Raw genomic sequence first — 19,099 nt, forward strand, 5'->3', positions numbered from 1 at the left:
GATGAGACTGGTTAAGTTATATGATACTACCCTTAGGGATGGAACCCAGGCGGAAGACATATCCTTTTCTGTCGAAGATAAGATCAGGATTGTTGAAAAACTGGACGAACTTGGTATTCACTATATTGAGAGTGGATGGCCAGGCTCAAACCCTAAGGACATGCAGTTTTTCAAAAAGATCCAGCATATACCTCTCCGCAATTCTAAAATCGTTGCCTTTGGCAGTACTGCCAGAGCAGGAACCTCTCCCGAAAATGACAGGAATATAAAAGCGTTACTCTATTCCCATACGTCTGCCGTCACTATAGTTGGCAAATCATGGGACCTCCATGTGAGGGACGCCTTGCGTATACCCCTGGAGGAAAATCTGAAAACTATCCACAACACGTTGAAATTTTTGAAATCGAATATCCCGGAGGTTCTTTATGATGCCGAGCATTTCTTCGACGGCTATAAGGCCAATCCAGAGTATGCCTTAAAGACCCTCCAGTCAGCAACCGATGCAGGAATTGATTGCATTGTTTTATGCGATACCAATGGGGGAACCATACCCTTTGAAATAGAGAAAATTATAAAAGAAGTTCGAAAGAACATTAAGATACCATTAGGGATTCATACCCATAACGACTCAGAGATGGCGGTAGCCAATTCTATAATTGCAGTCCAGTCTGGGGTTGAACAGGTACATGGTACTATTAACGGATATGGCGAACGATGCGGAAATGCCAACCTCTGCTCGGTGATTCCCAATCTGAAATTGAAGTTGAACATGGACTGTATATCCGATGAACAGATGAGAAAGATTAGAGAAGTATCGAGATTTGTCAATGAACTGGCCAACCTTCGGCACAATAAACACCAGGCATTCGTGGGAGATTCTGCCTTTGCCCATAAGGGCGGAATACATGTCAGTGCTGTCAAGAGGAATCCTGAGACCTATGAGCATATTAGACCAGAATTGGTGGGGAATAAACAACGGATTCTGATCTCAGATCTTTCTGGCAAAAGCAATATCGTAGCCAAGGCTGCTGAATTTAATATCGACCTTAGAGACAACAACCCGATCACCCTTGAGATATTACAAAATATGAAAGAGCTTGAAAGCCAGGGCTATCAGTTTGAAGGTGCTGAGGCATCTTTCGAAGTCCTCATAAAGAAGGCACTTGGAACCAAGAAAAAGTACTTTGACCTCATAGGCTTTAGGGTAATAGATGAAAAGGGAAAAGAGGATTCTCCTCCCCAGTCTGAAGCCACCATAATGGTCAAAGTAGGTGGCAAGATTGAACATACAGCCGCTGTGGGAAATGGTCCTGTCAATGCCCTTGATAATGCCCTTAGAAAGGCATTAGAGAAATTCTATCCAGAACTTAAGGACATGGAGTTGATAGACTATAAGGTAAGGGTCCTATCCACGGGAGAAGGAACAGCCGCCAGGGTCAGGGTACTGATAGAATCAGGCGATAAAGAGGATAAATGGGGAACGGTAGGTGTCTCTCATAATATTATAGAAGCCAGCTGGCAGGCATTGGTAGACAGTATAGACTACAAGCTGCTGAAAAAAAATAAGAGTGGTGACTAAAATCAATAGACATACCAAAAGAGAACAACGGCTGGTCATCTTTTTTGGTGCCTTGTTTTTGATCCTTTCTTATTTTATTCACAAAACTAACACCCTGGGATCAGACAACAGCCTGATAGTCTATAAAGAGAACGGAGGAACCTATATTGAAGTTTTGGGTGAAGTAAGAGCCCCCGGTATTTATAATTTCAATGAAGGGGTTACTGTCTGTGACGCCGTTAAAAGGGCCGGTGGTCTAAGACACAGCTTGAGTATTGACACATCACTCCAATCTACCATATTAAAGAGAGGGGAAAAGGTAACCGTCCAGAGAATATCAGAAAGGAGGGGGAAGGTATTAATTGAAAGAATGGAACCCCAGAAGCTCATGGTCTTTTCCATCCCTCTGGACATAAATACTGCAAGCCAGCAAGAACTTTTAGCAGTACCTGGTATAGGTATAAAGACCGCTCTAAATATTATTGAGTATCGGGATAAAAATAACGGATTTTCTACCATAGAGGAACTCAAAAATGTGAAGGGGATAGGCAATGTCAGGTATGAAAGGATAAAGAGTTATCTGAGGGCAGGGTAAACAAATATCTTTGGTTAGTATTTATGAGACTACAGTCTATTGAGTGATTACAAAAAAGGGAGCAAAAACATGAGTGTGGAACTTTTAGTACATAGAGGAATTAAACTGAGTGTTCAAAAGTACCCTGAAAAGGTAGCAGTCATTTGCAAAGACAAAAGGATAACATACAGAGAACTTGACTCCAGAGCAAACAGAATAGCCAATGGTATAACCGCTATGGGTCTGAAGAAAGGGGATAAGGTTGGAATACTGCTCTACAACTGCAGTGAGTTTGTGGAAATATACTATGGTATGGCCAAGGCTGGTATAATCTCGGTTCCGATAAACTTCCGTCTTGCAGCACCTGAAATAGAGTACATTGCAAGAAATTCAGATTCAAAGGCATTAATAATGGGGGAGGACTTCATAGACAGGGTCGATACCATACGCCCCAATCTTGGAATGATTGCGAAAAAAAACTATGTTGTTCTGGGAGACCGTATTCCAGATTATGCTATCAGATATGAGGACTTTTTAAAAAAAGCCCCGAATATAGAACCCGATGTTGAGGTCAGAGAAACAGATCCCTATTTCATAGGTTACACCTCTGGAACTACCGGATTCCCCAAGGGAGCAGTTATGCCCCACCGGTCTATTTACAACATAGTCATATCACATCTTATAGGAAGGGGGGTTTCACCCGATGACAAATATCTGCTTATAATGCCACTTTTCCATTCAAACTCCGTATGGCATTCCAATCTCCTTCTGTTCGCAGGAGGTGCGGTTTACATATACCCATCGGGCGGATTCAACCCAAGAGAAATACTAGAGATAATCCATGGAGAAAAGATTACCTGCACCAATATGGTTCCCACCATGTCAAACCTCATGCTCAGCCTTCCGGATAAGGATAAATACGATGTATCATCCATGCGATGGTTAGTATCGTCATCTGCCCCACTTCTTACAAAGACAAAAGAAGACCTGTTCAGTTTCTTTAAACACAGTAAACTTTACGAGGGCTACGGTTCCACAGAGACAGGAGCAGTTACAAGCCTGTCTCCAGAGGATCAATTACGGAAAGTCAGGAGTATTGGCAAGCCGTATTTTGGTCAGGAAGTAAGGCTTCTTGATGAAGATGGTAACGATGTACCCATAGGGGAAGTAGGTGAACTCTATTCCAGGGGACCTACCCTGATGAAAGAATACTATAGGGATCCAGAAAAGACCAGGAATGCCTTCAGGGACGAATGGCTTTCAGCAGGGGACATGGCAAGAATGGATGAGGAAGGGTACCTTTATCTGGTGGACAGAAAGCAGGATATGATAATAAGCGGGGGAGAGAATATCTATCCTACGGAGGTAGAGGAGGTACTGTCGAAGCATCCGAAAGTCCATGAGATTGCTGTAATAGGGGTCCCAGATGACAAATGGGGGGAGGCAGTGAAGGCTCTGGTTGTTTTGAAACCGGGTGAAGAGGCAACTGGCGAAGAGATAATCAAATTCTGTGAAGGGAAGCTTGCCGGCTATAAGAAACCAAAATCGGTAGATTTCATACCGGCATCAGAAATGCCTAAGACCCCTACTGGAAAAATCTTGAGGAGACCACTGAAGGAAATTTACTGGAAAGGTAAAGATGCAAAGATATAATCTAAATTTTGCAATCCTTCGGTATGCAAAATTTAGAGGGGTCAGAAGTCGCAAATAGGATAAAACCCATTTCCGATTCATAATTCACGATTCACGAATTAAAGGAGGGAGTTAATAAAGATGAATATTCAATTAGACACTGTTGTTTACGAAGCAAAGGACATGGTAGCAAGGATCACTATAAATAGGCCAGAGGCAAGAAATAGCTTAAACATGCAGCTTATGAAGGACTTATGTACCGCATTAGAGGAGGCAGAGAAAGACCCAGGAGTAGGGGTAGTAGTGATTACGGGTGGTGGTGATAAATTTTTCTGTCCCGGTCTTGATCTGAATTGGGCAAAGGGACTATTCAACAACACCCATGAGGTCTGGGTAATGAACAATCAATACGCCCGAATAATTTATAACTTAAGGTATATCGGAAAGCCGGTTATTGCCAGGGTAAACGGGATAACCGCAGGTGGGGGTTGTGAAATTACCATTGCCAGTGACCTTGTTATTGCTGCCGATCATGCCAAGTTTCAACAGGGGGAAGGAGGTGTTGGGGCAGTAGCCAGCTATGCGACCCAATCCCTTACTCCTATTATGGGAGATAGAAGAACCCGATGGTTTCTATTTACAGATGAGGTTATAGATGCCAAAACAGCTCTGGAATACGGGCTAGTGAACAAAGTAGTTCCATATGAAGATCTGGATAAAGAAGTAGATAAGCTGTGTCAAACTCTATTAAGTAAAGCCCCGTGGTCTTTAAGGTTTACCAAAGACCAGATTAATGTCTGGTTTGATATGGTCTATCATACTTTACGGCAGGGAAATGATTTCTGGACACTACAGTCAACAACCCCAGAGCCCCTTGAGGGCATTAATGCCTTTTTGGAAAAGAGGGTTCCTGAACATACAAAGCTACGGGAAAAAACCGCCAGGGGTAAATCTCACACCTTTCTTTGGGGGCCCCCAACAAAAACTTGCCCTAAATGCAATACCAGATGGTTGCCTGAGGAATTCACCTTTTGTGGCAAATGTGGAGCAGAGTTAAAATAGGTGTGAAAGTAGACTTACTATCCCCCAATAGCCGACATGTTACGGGAGCATTTCTTGAGGTTTTTTTCTTCCAAGTGATGTTTCTCAGGCTTATTAGAAATGGCTAGATCGATAAGCCTTTCTAATCCAGAGTTATCACAACTCTCCCTAAGAAAGGGCTTCAAATCTACTTCTTCGTTGGAGAAAAGACATGCCCTAAGCTTCCCATTGGCTGTTAACCTCAATCTGTTACAGGAAGAGCAAAAATGGGCACTCATGGGACTAATAAAACCAATCTCTCCCATTGCTCCTTCAAATCTAAACATTCGAGCAGTCGCCCTTTCCCCTTTTTTATGGATGGGATAGAGCTTTTTAAAACTTTCTATCTTCTCTTTTGCTTCCTGTGATGATATGTATCTATCTTTACTCCACTTGCTATTAGAACCAATAGGCATTAATTCAATAAATCTTATATGGTAAGGATTATCGATTGAAAGCTTGGCAAAGTCAATCACCTCGTCATCATTGAAACCCTGTATAATAACAGTATTTATCTTTATAGGTGAGAATCCCACTCGCTGCGCTTCCTCTATTCCCTCATAAACCTTTTCAAGGTTTCCTCCCCTGGTAATTTTTTGAAATTTCATATGATTAAGAGAATCCATACTAACATTTACCCGATGAAGCCCAGCGTCAAACAGATCACTGGCAAAACCCTTTAGTAACATCCCATTGGTAGTTAAACTAAGATCCTTAACTCCATGGACTATTGATAGGGAACGCACAAAGTCTATAACTCCTTTTCTTACCAGGGGTTCTCCCCCTGTAATCCTGACTTTTGTTATACCATTTTTAACGGCTACTTCAACAATACGGAGGATTTCCTCGTAAGTGAGAATCTCTTCCTGGTTGACTTTAGACACCCCCTCAATGGGCATGCAATAAACACATCTAAGGTTGCAGCGATCGGTAATCGACACCCGTAAATAATTAATTTTCCTGTTAAATGTATCAATCAAATCTTTCATTCTATTCTCATAGGGAAAAGGGCAGTTTGTCTCTTTAATTAGTCCATCCTGAAAAATGAAAAATTTCCTTTGGAGCGAACATGAGCAGGATTTTTGGGGAACCCACCTTGACAAAGCTGAATATAAGTCCACCTTTGGCGGATTTGATCTGCCGTAGGCGGAGAGTTCCTGAAAATGCCTGAAGCAAGTCATAGATGGGTCAAAAAACCTGCACTAGAAAGTGGAAAAGGGAATTTTTCAGTGTGAACTTAGTTACATATGATATTCTAAAAGGGTTGTCAAGCTTTTGATATGGTTGCACAAGTTAAGGAAATTCTATACTAAAGTTGTATTTTTTACTTGACAAGCTTCAATCCTCTGTGCTATATGGGCAGAAATTCCCACTGATTATAGTTTTATGGGGAAAGTTGTTGAAGTTCAAGTTGCATACTTGTTGATGAAAATCATGGTAGATTTGGGCCAGTTAACAAATTAGACGCTTTTTAATCTTAAAGGAAGGGGGGGGTAAGTTAATACAATTTTTCAGCCTGAATTCAAGGCACAATATCCGATTGCAAGTTTACAGGGAGAGAACAGGTCAAGTAAGTTGATGTTTTTGATGAAAAAAAACACTTTAAAAGAAATAACTAAAAAGAGAGGAGGAATAAAAAGTGACAAAGGCAGAATTAGTAAGCAAAATAGCAAAAGATGCAAAGATAAGTAAAACAAGTGCTGAAAAGGCTTTAAATTCATTTACAACCAATGTTACTACTGCCTTAAAAAAAGGCGGAAAGATGACTCTGACTGGTTTTGGTACATTCTCTGTAGTTCAAAGAAAAGCCAGAAAGGGTAGGAACCCTCAAACAGGAAAAGACATAAAGATTCCTGCTACGAAGGTAGCCAAATTTAAAGCAGGGAAGAAATTAAAAGAATCAGTTAAATAGATTAGGATTGCAGAGTTAAAAAAACCGGGGATAACCAAAAGGCAAGCATAGAACATAAATGCTTGCCTTTTGGTTATATAGAATCCCTCTATACGTCCCCTATCATGTCCTCACTATCTGCTCTCGTCACTCTGCCCCAAGCCGAACAATTGGGGTAAATCAGTATTACACTCTAGAATATTTTGAGATCGCCTATCTTTTCTCCTGATCATTGTGCTCGAATCTGAGCAGCCATTCCTTTTTTAAAATAGCTCCTTCATATCAAAGTTGAAAATCAAAACCCTTAAAATGCCTTATAACTCAGCTAGTTAGAGATTTTATAGGTGGCATATCTGTTTCAAGAGTAAACCTGGCACAGTGGTTGCTAACTATAATCTCAACTGAGAGTTCATCCACAAAATATGGAGGTATGAAATGATAACACCAAAGGTAGACACCGGGGATACTGCATGGATATTAATATCTACAGCCCTTGTTATGCTGATGACACCCGGGCTTGCGCTCTTTTACGGAGGTATGGTCAGACGAAAGAATGTCCTCGGCACCATCATGCAAAGCTTCATCGCCCTCGGTGTGATGACTGTTCTCTGGGTCATTTACGGATACAGCCTTTCATTCGGCCCTGATGTCGGACATATCATAGGAAATCTTGACTGGGTTGGGCTTAAGGGCGTGGGCCCCGAACCTAATCCTGATTACGCGGCTACAATACCTCATCAGGCATTCATGATCTTTCAGATGATGTTTGCTGTAATTACACCCGCTTTGATAACAGGTGCACTGGCTGAGAGGTTCAAGTTTAAAACCTATCTTGCATTCCTTGTACTATGGGCAACACTTGTGTATTTTCCGCTTGCCCACTGGGTTTGGGGAGTTGGCGGCTGGATAAGAGAGCTTGGTGCACTTGATTTTGCGGGAGGGTTAGTAGTACATATAAGCTCCGGAGTTTCTGCCCTGGCTGCTGCTATTGTTGTCGGTAGAAGAAAAGGCTACAGGATTGAACAGATGGCTCCTCATGATGTTACTATGACACTTCTTGGTGCCGCACTTCTGTGGTTTGGGTGGTTTGGTTTTAATGGAGGAAGCGCTGTTGCATCCGGTGCATTGGCAACCTCTGCCTTTGTTGCTACACACATCGCAACTGCAGGGGCAGCACTTTCATGGATGATAGTTGAATGGGCACACAGAAGCAAACCAACAGTACTCGGAGCAGCATCAGGTGCAGTTGCAGGGCTTGTGGCAATTACACCTGCATCAGGCTTTGTTGATCCTATGTCTGCCCTGATTATCGGGTTTGTTGCAGGAGTTATATGCTATATGGCAGTAAATCTAAAAACAAAGCTCGGATACGATGATTCACTGGATGTAGTTGGTGTCCATGGGATAGGCGGCACATGGGGCGCAATAGCAACAGGGTTGTTCGCATCAAAGATAGTAAATAGTGCAGGAAATAACGGATTACTATTCGGCAATCCATCGCTCTTATGGGATCAGATGATAAGCGTTGGTGCTGCGTGGGTCTACTCCTTTATTGTAACATTTGCCATATTGAAGATCCTTGACTGGACTCTCGGTTTAAGGATAAGCGAGGAAGAGGAATCTGATGGTCTTGACCTTAGCCAGCACGGCGAAAGCGGATATACATTATAAACAATTTGACACATATAGGGGAAGAAACTTGGAAAACCTGAAGGATTATATCAAATACAGCATAGACCGCTTAAAGGAAGAATACAGGAAGGAATTATGCGGTCGGGATCTTGTTAAGAGATATTCTTCCATCATGGATAAATGCCTTAAGGAAATCTTCACCTCCAGCCTGTCTTCAGACGGCAAGAAAAAAACCAGAAGATATGCTATAGCCGCGGTGGGAGGCTATGGCAGGGAAGAATTGAGCCCGTATTCTGATATAGACCTGCTTTTTTGCATGCCGGAGAGGTTTCATGGCAACCTGGAGGATGTTACAGGTGAGATACTCTATCCACTGTGGGATGCAGGGCTGACGGTGGGATATAACAACATGAGGTTAAAGGATTGCATTACCATAATGAAAGAGGACATTAAAGCAAGGACATCCCTGATAGAGATGCGGTATCTCATGGGAGACAAAGACATGTACTGCGAATTTGAGGGCGCAATCTACAGGAACGCATTCTCCAAGGGTGTCAATTCCTTCATCTCAGAACAGCTGAAAGACATGGAGTCAAGGCACAGATATTACGGGGATTCGGTCTACCTTCTGGAACCACATCTGAAAGAGGGGGAAGGGGGCTTAAGGGATATTCACAGTGCCCTCTGGATAGCGAGGGTCCAGTTCCAGGCAAAAGGGATAAACGAATTAAAGACAAAACATGTCTTGTCTTCGTGGGAAATCGCTCTACTTGAAGAATCCCTGGAGTTCCTGTGGAAGGTAAGAAATGGCATCCACTTCCTAAGCGGCAGGAAGAATGATCACCTTGCCTCTGAATATCAGGAAAATATGGCTAATCTACTGGGCTACAGTGGTCATAGTTCAACAATCGCAGTTGGACAATTCATGCACGACTATTATCAGTGCGCAGAGAGCATAAAGTATCTTTCCTCTGTGTTGATCGACAGAGCGAGAGAGGATCAGGAAAAATTGAAAAAAATGAGGGGTAAAGTCTTTTCAAGAAGCATGGACCACGGTTTTGAAATAGTGAATAACAGAATATCCATTGTTGATCCCGATCTTTTAAGGAGAGACCCATTTGCCCTGATGAAGGTGTTCAAGTATTCTCTGGAACTGAAGAAAGAGATCAAAGTTGATACACAGGAAATGGTTAGAGACAATTTAGATTTGGTAGACGATGAATTTAGAAGGTCTAAGGAGGTAAACACTTACTTCCTTTCCATCCTGAAAGGTATAGGGGGGGTAGCAAAGGTTCTAAAGACAATACATAAACTTGGATTTCTGGGCAGGTTTATACCGGAATTCGCCAATATAACCCATCTGCCCCAGTCGTATTACTATCACATTTATACTGCGGACATCCATACCCTTTTTGCCATCGAGGAGCTGGAAAATCTCCTTATAGGGAAGTACAGGGAAACGTTTCCTTTCCTAACCAAACTGGTAAGAGAAGAGAAGGGGGTAGAGTTGATTTTTTTAGCCCTTCTTTTTCATGATCTGGGAAAGGCATTTGAAACCGACCACGTAGAGAAAGGTGTTAAGCTTGTATACACAATAGCAAATAGAATGGGGTTATCCTCCCAGGATACAGAGTTGTTGGGTTTTCTTGTGGAAAATCACCTTTATATGTCCAGTATAGCCCAAACCAGAGACCTTTCCGATGAAAACTTGATAATAAAATTTGCCCAAAAGATGAAAGACGGTGACAGCTTGCGAATGCTATATATTTTGACCTTTGCTGATATGAAGGCATCGAGGGCAGAGGCATTTAATTCCTGGAAGAATACCCTGTTTCAGGAACTCTATATCAGGGCATTCCATATTATTGAGAAGGGGGACTTTACCATGACTGATATAGCCTGTAAACTCGATAAAATAAAAAATGAAGTCATATCCGAGCTGCGTTTGAAGATGCCCATGGATGATATTCACTACAATCTGGATTTAACACCATCTCGATACCTTCTCAATAACACCCCTGAGATAATATCGAATCACATCCTGTTGTGTTACAACCTGGAAGAGAAAACCCTTGCCTTTGATGTAAGGCAGAAACTGGATAAAGGTTATTATGATATCCTTATAGCTACACCGGATTCCCATGGTTTGTTTTACAAGGTCTGTGGCGTCATGGTCTATCACAACATGAATATCCTGGATGCCCAGATAGATACGAGGAGTGACGGCATAGCTATGGATATTCTCAGGGTTAACCATACAAATGATGATGAATATGTGGATCGGGAGGAGTGGAAGGCAATTCAGGATGATCTTGAGAAGGTAATCGATGGGAGGGTCAAAGCAGAAGAATTGGTAAAAAAGAAAGGGGCTTATCTTAACTCTAAAAAAAGGGGGCTGAGGGACATAAAAACTACCATAAGGGTTGATAACGACACGTCTGACTTTTATACGGTGATTGACATAGAGACTAACGACAGGTTCGGTATCCTCTATTCGATCACAAAGGCCATGTCAGACATGGGTATCTACATCTACGTTGCAAAGATAGCTACAAGGCTATCCTGCGTCACTGACAGCTTCTACGTGAGGGATATATTCGGTCAGAAGATATATGATGAAAAGGAACTGGAGAAGATCAGACGCAGCCTTTCTGGGGTCTTAGAGACTTTTGAAAACCATGAAGAGGCTTTTAATGCGTTCACTACAGGGAGGAGGGTACTATGAAGAAGATAGAGGCTATTATCAAACCTTTTAAATTAGATGAGGTTAAGGAAAAACTTATGGAAATAGGTGTGCAGGGAATGACGGTATCGGAGGTAAAGGGCTTTGGTCGTCAAAAAGGCCATACAGAAATATATAGAGGTGCCGAATATGTAATCAACTTTGTACCCAAAATAAAATTAGAGATCGCGATTGGGGATAATCTGGTCTCAAAGGTTGTGGAGACCATAGAGAAGTCTGCAAGGACAGGGAAGATAGGCGATGGTAAGATCTTTATCCTGCCGGTGGAAGAGGCAATCAGGATAAGGACAGGGGAACGGAGAGAAGAAGCCTTATGAGTGAAGGGGTATTCCCGTTGTCAGTGTCGGTTGTCCGTGTCGGACCGACACTGATCACCGCCACTGACACGATTTAGTGCTTCAGATTTCGGATTTGGTATATGCGCATATAATTTCACATAGAAGAAAGGGGGTGAAAAAGGTTGTATTAACAACCAAAAAATGTTAATATGTACTTTATAAAATAAGCAAAAAAAATTCACCTTAGAAAAAAACAAATTTAAAACTTTTGACAATATGCTATAAAACCTAAAGGAGGAGATATATGCTTTGCAGCACAAAAGAAGATGTGAAGAAAATCGTTAAGGAAAGAGACGTAAGTTTTATCCAATTATGGTTTACCGACGTACTCGGGTACCTTAAGAGCTTTGCTATAACACCCCCCGAGATCGATGAAGCCCTGGATGAGGGAATGGGTTTTGATGGTTCTTCTATCGAGGGTTTTGCCCGCATAGAAGAAAGCGACATGATCGCCAAGCCGGATCCCACTACCCTGGAGTTTTTACCCTGGAGGGATGAGGAAAAACCTGTGGTCAGGATGTTTTGCGACATCCTCGAACCTGATGGAAGTCACTACAAGGGCGATCCCCGGTATGTATTCAAGAGGCTTTTACAAAAGGCAAAAGACCAGGGGTATACTTTTTATCTGGGACCGGAGCTGGAATTCTTCTATTTTACCGAAAATAAGAACCCAATGCCCCTGGATGAGGGTGGTTATTTTGACACTACACCGCTGGATACGGCCGGGCAGCTCCGAAGAGAAAGCATCTTTGCCCTGCAGAAGATAGGCATAGATATAGAATACAGCCACCACGAAGTAGCCCCAAGCCAGCACGAGATTGACATGAGGTATGACGAGGGTTTAAGGATGGCTGATAAGACTATGACCCTGAAGATTATAGTGAAAGAGATAGCAAGACGCAACGGGGTTTACGCCACATTTATGCCAAAGCCCATCTTCGGGATAAACGGAAGTGGTATGCATACCCACCAGTCCTTGTTCAAATCTGACCAAAATGCCTTTTACAACCCCAAAGATAAATATAACCTTTCAGATATCGGCAAAAGCTATGTTGCCGGCCTCCTGAAACATGCAAGAGAGTTCACAGCAGTAACCAATCAGTGGGTAAATTCCTATAAAAGGCTTGTTCCAGGCTACGAGGCACCTGTCTATATTTGCTGGGCAAGACGCAACAGATCCACTATGATAAGGATTCCTATGTATAAACCCGGCAAGGAGAAGGCTACACGTATCGAGTTTCGCTCTCCTGACCCGGCCTGCAATCCCTATCTTGCCTTTGCTGTAATGCTGGCCGCAGGCCTCAAGGGCATAGAAAAAGGCTATCCTTTACCAGACCCTATAGAAGAGGATCTCTATCACTTCAGTCCTGAAAAGAGGAAAGAGATGAATATCCATGAACTGCCGGGTAATCTCTATGAATCCATACTGGAAGTTGAAAAGAGTGAGCTTGTGAGAGAGGCACTGGGCGACCACATATTCTACAAGTTCATCGAAAATAAGAAAATTGAATGGGACAGGTACAGGACCCATGTGAGCCAATATGAGCTTGATACGTATCTGCCTAAATTGTAATTAGTAGGGGCGCGGCTATTCTCGCCCCTACTCGGAGGATTTGGAATATTGCCTTTACTTCGTGTTGCGTTAGCCCAGATCAATACAACCGTTGGCGATCTCTCAGGAAATGCAGATAAGATAATCCACTATACAGGGATGGCAAGGGAGAAAGGTGTAGATCTCATCACCTTTCCCGAGCTTTCCCTCTGTGGCTATCCCCCGGAAGATCTCCTCCTCAAGCGGCAGTTCCTTGATGACTGCCGAAAGACCCTTGGGGAGATCATAACCAAAACTTCCGGGATTACCTGTATCGTCGGTTTTCCTGAGGCGTGCGGGGCATCTCTCTACAATGCTGCTGCCCTGGTCCACGATGGCAAATTAACAGGTATCTATCGCAAGGTACTTCTTCCCAATTACGGGGTTTTTGATGAAAAGAGGTACTTTGAGCCAGGTAAAGAGGGCGTTGTCCTTGTCTTAAACGGTGTGGCAATCGGAATAAATATCTGCGAAGACTCCTGGTTTTCTGAGGGGCCAGCGAAAGTGGAGATTCAAAAAGGTGGCGCCAGGGTGATAGCCAATATCTCTGCCTCTCCTTACTATGCAGGAAAGCTGGAAGTAAGGGAGGACGTGTTGAGAAAGCTTGCACTGGAGGATGGATGTTTCATCTTCTATAACAATCTGGTAGGGGGGCAGGACGAACTTATATTTGATGGCGGGAGCTTTATCCTCGACCCTAAGGGGGAACTCCTTGCCAATTCCAAACAGTTCGATGAAGATATGCTGGTGTTTGACCTTGAGATTATGCAAGATGAGCCTCCACGTTTAGAGAATTCAACGATGCCTTCAGACAAGTCTTCATCAGGAGAGGTTCAAAGGTTCTATATCTCTTCGGTTGCCCCCACACAAAAACAGAAAATTCCTGAAGTCAGAATCCGTTGGCTTGACTATCCGGAAGAGGTCTATTCAGCCCTGGTTCTTGGAGTAAGGGATTACGTTATAAAGAATGGATTTCCAAAGGTGCTTATTGGCATCAGCGGGGGGATAGACTCTGCATTAACCGCTGCTATTGCTGTTGATGCCCTTGGGGCTGAGGCAGTGGTTGGAGTGACCATGCCGTCACGGTTCAGCTCCGAAGGGACAAGGGGAGATGCCTGTATTCTATCAGACAATCTTGGAACCCGACTTATATCCATCCCCATTGAACAGGTCTTTAACTCCTATCTTGACATACTCAAGCCCATATTCGAGGGGATGGCACCGGATGTAACAGAGGAAAATATCCAGGCAAGAATTCGGGGGAATATCCTGATGTCCCTTTCCAATAAATTCGGGTGGCTGGTGTTGACTACAGGCAATAAAAGTGAAACTGCTGTGGGGTACTGTACCCTATACGGGGATATGGCTGGTGGATTTGCTGTAATAAAAGATGTACCCAAGACCCTGGTCTATGAACTGGCTGAATTTAAGAACAGGCAATCAGGAAGACCCGTAATCCCAAAGAGTATTATAGAAAGGGAACCATCCGCTGAACTAAGACTTGACCAGAAAGACCAGGATTCCCTGCCGCCTTACGACAAACTCGATGCCATCCTCCGGGCATATATAGAGCAAGACATGGCTTACACCGAGATACTAAAGATGGGATTTGATGAAGGTATGGTCAGGAAGGTGATTCAGATGGTGGATAGAAACGAGTATAAACGCAGACAGGCCCCCCCGGGTATAAAGATTACACCAAAGGCATTTGGCAAAGACTGGAGGCTTCCGATTTCCAACCAATACACCAAACTGTACCTGAACAGTTCGCTGTGAAAAAGTAACTATTCAGCCATGACAGGCGAGACGCCTGTCCTACTGTGTTCTATAACCACCTACGACGGTAGTCCGCCAGAGGCGGATCGGCTGTCTAAAATACAGGGCTTTAGACAAAAGCTGAATAGTCGCGTGAAAAATTCATTTATCCAGCACCTCCCTCTCTTTCCCTGCCAATTTTTCCACGGTAAAAGGCTTCTGAATAAACTCTATTCCTTCATCCAGCACACCATGATGGAGTATCGCATTATCGGTGTAACCGGACGCATTAATCACAGAATCAACATCTAACGGTTCAATTCTAATATTATGTTCCCTTAAAAAGGAATATAGAAGTTTAGTGTCTCCTTTAAATTGAGGCATAAGCTCCGCAAACACAACAGATGGAGCGACAAGGTCTTCGCGCCTGGTCAAAGCCATATACAACTTCTCTTGATGGCTTCTAAATTCATCTTTTAAAATATCAATTAGAATGGTAGTATCAACACAGATTTTCAATTTGCCTTACCCCTGATATCATCTATATAATCATCAGTCGTCGTTCCGTTTTTAAATTTTCCACGCCATTTTTTCTTAATTTCATTAATTGGATTCACAACCAGAGTATATTTATCCCCTTCCTTAGTTATATCTACTTCGCCCCCTGGCACTATACCAAGCTCTTTTCTAATTTTCACAGGTATTGTAATTTGGTACTTTGCAGTAACCTTAGACATTTTAATCACCTCCCAAAACAGTATACCTTTAAACAAAAAATAGTATACCTCCGCTGCTGTTTTGTGTCAACCCCTTTTTCAGAAGAGGAGAGACTTGAAGATACTATACGAAGTGTCATTGCGAAGAGCGAGTGAGCCGAAGCCCCGAGCGAAGTGAAAGGGACGTGGCAAGCTTTATTACTTATGACAAAGAGACTGTGTCGTAATGCTCTTTTTGTCATTGCGAACGACCGAAGGGAGTGTGGCAATCTTTGTATAATCAATGACATATGAGATTGCTTCAGTCGTTTCACTCCTTCGCAATGACATTGTGACACAGCCTCTTGCTCGGAATGACAAGCGAGGGGGCCGAAATGACAAAGTTGGCGTTTTTCAAGCCCTCAAGAGAAGAAATAGCCTGGAACAGTTAAAGGAAAATTTTCAACGTAGCATAAATGGCAGCCGATATTAGTGCCGCCATGGGAATCGTCAGTATCCACGCCCAGATGATACTGCCAGCCACTCCCCAGCGGACAGCACTTACTCGTTTGGCTGTACCAACCCCAACGATAGCACCGGTAATGGTATGGGTCGTGCTGACGGGGATACCTGCGACGGAAGCTCCAATGATGGTGATAGCCGCCGCGGTTTCAGCACAAAAGCCCCCGCTGGGTCGCAGCCTTGTAATCCTCGTGCCCATTGTCTTGACGATACGCCATCCTCCAGCCATGGTTCCCATGGCGATGACAGTGTAACAGAGGATGATAACCCAGAAAGGGACATGAAAGGTTGTCCCCAAAAGCCCCCTGTTGTAAAGAATAATGGTGATTATCCCCATGGTTTTCTGGGCATCGTTCATACCATGACCCAGGCTGTATACTGCCGCAGATACAAGCTGCAACTTGCGGAATATCCTGTTTGACCGGGCAGTTCTGGAATTGCGGTTGATACTGACCACCACGACCATTATGGCAACTCCAAGTATCATCCCGATTGCTGGAGAGAGAACGATAAAAAGGGCTGTTTTTGTTACACCACTTAAAACAAGTGCCGAGATACCCCCCTTTACAATGCCCGCACCGATGAGGCCACCTATGAGGGCATGAGAAGAACTGCTGGGCAACCCGAAATACCACGTGATGATGTTCCAGGCAATTGCCCCTCCCAGAGCAGAGAGGATGATAAGATTTTCGACAATGTCAGGGTTGATAATACCGGTGCCAATGGTGTGAGCAACCTGGACGCCTATCAAAAAGGCAGCCGCAAAGTTGAAGAAAGCTGCCCATATGACGGCATATTGAGGCGAAAGAACCCTGGTGGAAACAACGGTGGAAATCGAATTGGCAGCGTCATGAAAACCGTTTAAAAAGTCGAAAACAAGGGCTACAAGAACAAGAAAAATAATAAAAGATAGAGAATCAAGCATTTTTCAGGACGATACCTTCTACAATATTAGAGACATCCTCACATATATCCAAAGCTTCTTCGATTATTTCAAATATTTCTTTCCATTTAATCAGTTCAAAGACATCTTTTTCATGTTCAAACAGAGAAGCCATTGTTGTTCTCATGATATGGTCAGCTTCATTTTCAAGGGTATTGATCTCTATACATGCCTCCAGGATCATTTTGGCATTCTTCATGTCTCTGAGACTGTGAACGCTCTTTTTTATTAGTGTAATGGCTTTATTTAAAAGCTTGGCCTGAGCCACAATCTCCCTTGCCGGTTTTTTAACCTTATAAAGGAACATCCTTGAAGCTGCGGCCTCAATCATATCGAGGACGCTGTCCATTTTATTGACCAGGTTATAGATGTCTTCACGGTCTAAAGGGGTAATGAAGGTCTTGTGCATCTTCTCATACGTCTTATGAGTTATATTGTCTGCCTCGTTTTCGATTACCTTCAATTTTGCAATCTTTGGTTCAGCATACTCATAGCTTTCAACCATTTCCAGAAAGAGCACTCCCCCTTCTTCGATCTTCTCCGCGAGTTCTTCAAAACAGTCAAAAAATTTTCCTTCTCTAGGTATGAATCGCATTAGCCAGCTCCTTCATTTTTATACCTTTCTTTTAGCGAATTATCTCGAAAAAAGCAATACTTTTTATCAACCTGAATCCATCAACTAATTACCCACCTGTATCTGACCAGTTAATCTGTTTCAGGCTGTAAACACCTCTTTGAGTTGAAAAGCCACCGTTTCAGGTAATTCAAACCACTCCTCATTACGCAGAAGCAGTTTCTGTCTCCATGTGATATCACTTGTGTAGTATGGAGGGAAATACCCTCTCTTAACAATCCTTAAGCCAGGCCACAAGTGTTCCTGTTTTTCTCCCAGAGTACCTGAATATACAATAAGGTTGAAGGAGGTTACATTCTGGCTTCGATAGTATCTTAAAACCCTGGACAGCCCTTCTGACAGGTTTTCTATGTCTTTCTTTTCAAACTCGATAAAGTTCGATTTGCCTTCTATCAATCCCTGTACTTCTTTTGTACCACCTGGTGCATACGGGACAAGCCAGTGGGTATTACCAACCGTGCCAATGTACCTCTTGCCCTCTTCCTTCTCTGTCTTAACAAGATCAGCCCAGTAGCTAGTGGAATTTTCATTGAAATAGCGCCTGCTCTCTGCAGCCAATCTCTTTATGGAATCAAAGGGAAAGGCAGTTACAAAGAGGTGAAAGTGGGAATGGACGGTAGACGACCCGGCAGGAAAGAGATAATTACAGCCAAAAGCAGCATGTTTTGCCTCTTTATCTTTATCGTATACCCTTTTTATGAATTCCAATGCACATGTAAAGGTGTCAATCAGGACTTCCGGGGTATATTCATCCAGACTGAAAAAGTGGTTGTCGGGATAGGTTAGCACAGCAGAATACCTTGCCAGACCAAATATATTGGGAAATAAGATAGTCTGTCCGACAGTAAGCCTGCCCTCAGGTAAGATATTCTCCAGATACTTTGGCGTGGTCTTTCTCACCGTATCCCCGCACATGAAACAGCCTTCTCTGGATATCTCTATGGTCCGGGAAAGTTCTTCCTTATCCATTTCTATAGACCACTTTGCCCCTGCTTCCAGTGCAGTAATATTAAGGTAGCTACTATCTTTGGTTAAAGGATCCAGTCGGTATTCGATGATATGTGTGTCAGGTTCAAAGTTCTTCATCGGGTTTAAAAACTTGCACTCTTCTGTGAACTTTTCAAAGGTTATGGGCATCTTTCCTACCTCCAGCATATTGTTTTGGTTCTGTTTCACACCTACTACTTGTTTCCTCCGAATCCCAGAGTGAAACGACAAATAACACTGTCATAATTCCAGCAAAATGTCAATTTTAATGTCCGATTATTTCAAGGTTAAGTGTGTTGGAAAAGCTCTTCTTCTCTCCTGATTACGATAGGGGAGTGGAATAAGATTCTTATCTTGACACATTTCCTGGTGGTTGATATTATTTAACATAAATAATTATTAATTAATATTACTCCTGCATTTCTTTGTCTTGTCATTCTGAACGACCGTAGGGAGTGAAGAATTTGACACGAAGTGTCATCCTGAACGAAGTGAAGAATCTCGTAAGTTCCTTCGCTATGCTC

General features: G+C 43.0%; 16 protein-coding genes. 10 read left to right on the top strand and 6 right to left on the bottom strand.

The window, feature by feature from the left end:
- Nucleotide 1 precedes the first annotated feature (1 nt).
- The 4 genes from cimA to AB1401_05390 all read left to right on the top strand — a co-directional run bounded on the left by cimA (nucleotide 2) and on the right by AB1401_05390 (nucleotide 4,826).
- Entirely contained in the window at nucleotides 2-1,579 is a 1,578-nt protein-coding gene (gene cimA / locus AB1401_05375) for a citramalate synthase (protein ID MEW6614878.1), read from the top strand.
- Complete coding sequence (locus AB1401_05380) at nucleotides 1,572-2,153, top strand: ComEA family DNA-binding protein (GenBank protein ID MEW6614879.1); 582 nt, start codon at nucleotides 1,572-1,574, stop codon at nucleotides 2,151-2,153. Before cimA ends, AB1401_05380 begins: the two co-directional genes overlap by 8 nt.
- Before the next feature lie 69 nt (nucleotides 2,154-2,222).
- Nucleotides 2,223-3,785: a long-chain-fatty-acid--CoA ligase gene (locus tag AB1401_05385; GenBank protein MEW6614880.1), complete on the top strand. Its 1,563-nt coding sequence runs from the start codon at nucleotides 2,223-2,225 to the stop codon at nucleotides 3,783-3,785.
- 120 nt (nucleotides 3,786-3,905) lie between these two features.
- Entirely contained in the window at nucleotides 3,906-4,826 is a 921-nt protein-coding gene (locus AB1401_05390) for an enoyl-CoA hydratase/isomerase family protein (GenBank protein ID MEW6614881.1), read from the top strand.
- A 17-nt stretch (nucleotides 4,827-4,843) separates the two neighbouring features.
- Here AB1401_05390 and moaA read toward each other — a convergent pair whose 3' ends face one another.
- The gene (gene moaA, locus AB1401_05395; protein ID MEW6614882.1) at nucleotides 4,844-5,833 is read right to left on the bottom strand and encodes a GTP 3',8-cyclase MoaA; all 990 of its coding nucleotides are present in this window, start codon (nucleotides 5,831-5,833) and stop codon (nucleotides 4,844-4,846) included.
- 650 nt (nucleotides 5,834-6,483) lie between these two features.
- On the opposite strand from moaA, the gene AB1401_05400 reads away from it, so the two are divergent.
- The 6 genes from AB1401_05400 to AB1401_05425 all read left to right on the top strand — a co-directional run bounded on the left by AB1401_05400 (nucleotide 6,484) and on the right by AB1401_05425 (nucleotide 14,815).
- Complete coding sequence (locus AB1401_05400; GenBank protein ID MEW6614883.1) at nucleotides 6,484-6,756, top strand: HU family DNA-binding protein; 273 nt, start codon at nucleotides 6,484-6,486, stop codon at nucleotides 6,754-6,756.
- A 414-nt stretch (nucleotides 6,757-7,170) separates the two neighbouring features.
- The gene (locus AB1401_05405) at nucleotides 7,171-8,406 is read left to right on the top strand and encodes an ammonium transporter (GenBank protein ID MEW6614884.1); all 1,236 of its coding nucleotides are present in this window, start codon (nucleotides 7,171-7,173) and stop codon (nucleotides 8,404-8,406) included.
- Nucleotides 8,360-11,092 carry a [protein-PII] uridylyltransferase gene (gene glnD, locus AB1401_05410; GenBank protein ID MEW6614885.1) on the top strand — a complete coding sequence of 911 codons (2,733 nt, stop codon included), beginning with the start codon at nucleotides 8,360-8,362 and terminating at the stop codon, nucleotides 11,090-11,092. Before AB1401_05405 ends, glnD begins: the two co-directional genes overlap by 47 nt.
- Nucleotides 11,089-11,427 carry a P-II family nitrogen regulator gene (locus AB1401_05415; GenBank protein MEW6614886.1) on the top strand — a complete coding sequence of 113 codons (339 nt, stop codon included), beginning with the start codon at nucleotides 11,089-11,091 and terminating at the stop codon, nucleotides 11,425-11,427. Before glnD ends, AB1401_05415 begins: the two co-directional genes overlap by 4 nt.
- Before the next feature lie 265 nt (nucleotides 11,428-11,692).
- Nucleotides 11,693-13,021, top strand: coding sequence for a glutamine synthetase family protein (locus tag AB1401_05420; protein ID MEW6614887.1), 1,329 nt, complete (start codon nucleotides 11,693-11,695; stop codon nucleotides 13,019-13,021).
- Nucleotides 13,022-13,069: 48 nt separating this feature from the next.
- Nucleotides 13,070-14,815, top strand: a complete 1,746-nt coding sequence (locus AB1401_05425; protein MEW6614888.1) for an NAD+ synthase — start codon at nucleotides 13,070-13,072, stop codon at nucleotides 14,813-14,815.
- A gap of 141 nt (nucleotides 14,816-14,956) precedes the next feature.
- Here AB1401_05425 and AB1401_05430 read toward each other — a convergent pair whose 3' ends face one another.
- From AB1401_05430 to AB1401_05450, 5 genes are all read right to left on the bottom strand, one after another.
- Complete coding sequence (locus AB1401_05430) at nucleotides 14,957-15,313, bottom strand: PIN domain-containing protein (GenBank protein ID MEW6614889.1); 357 nt, start codon at nucleotides 15,311-15,313, stop codon at nucleotides 14,957-14,959.
- Nucleotides 15,310-15,531 (bottom strand): AbrB/MazE/SpoVT family DNA-binding domain-containing protein, encoded by a 222-nt coding sequence (locus AB1401_05435; GenBank protein ID MEW6614890.1) that lies wholly within the window; start codon nucleotides 15,529-15,531, stop codon nucleotides 15,310-15,312. The genes AB1401_05430 and AB1401_05435 overlap by 4 nt, the downstream gene beginning before the upstream one ends.
- Nucleotides 15,532-15,937: 406 nt before the next feature.
- A complete protein-coding gene (locus AB1401_05440; GenBank protein MEW6614891.1) occupies nucleotides 15,938-16,936 on the bottom strand; it encodes an inorganic phosphate transporter in 999 nt (332 codons plus the stop codon).
- Nucleotides 16,929-17,549, bottom strand: coding sequence for a DUF47 family protein (locus AB1401_05445; protein ID MEW6614892.1), 621 nt, complete (start codon nucleotides 17,547-17,549; stop codon nucleotides 16,929-16,931). Before AB1401_05445 ends, AB1401_05440 begins: the two co-directional genes overlap by 8 nt.
- A 120-nt stretch (nucleotides 17,550-17,669) precedes the next feature.
- Entirely contained in the window at nucleotides 17,670-18,725 is a 1,056-nt protein-coding gene (locus tag AB1401_05450; GenBank protein MEW6614893.1) for a hypothetical protein, read from the bottom strand.
- Nucleotides 18,726-19,099: the final 374 nt, after the last annotated feature.

It is taken from the genome of Thermodesulfobacteriota bacterium (genome assembly GCA_040757775.1).
Taxonomy (GTDB): domain Bacteria; phylum Desulfobacterota; class UBA8473; order UBA8473; family UBA8473; genus UBA8473.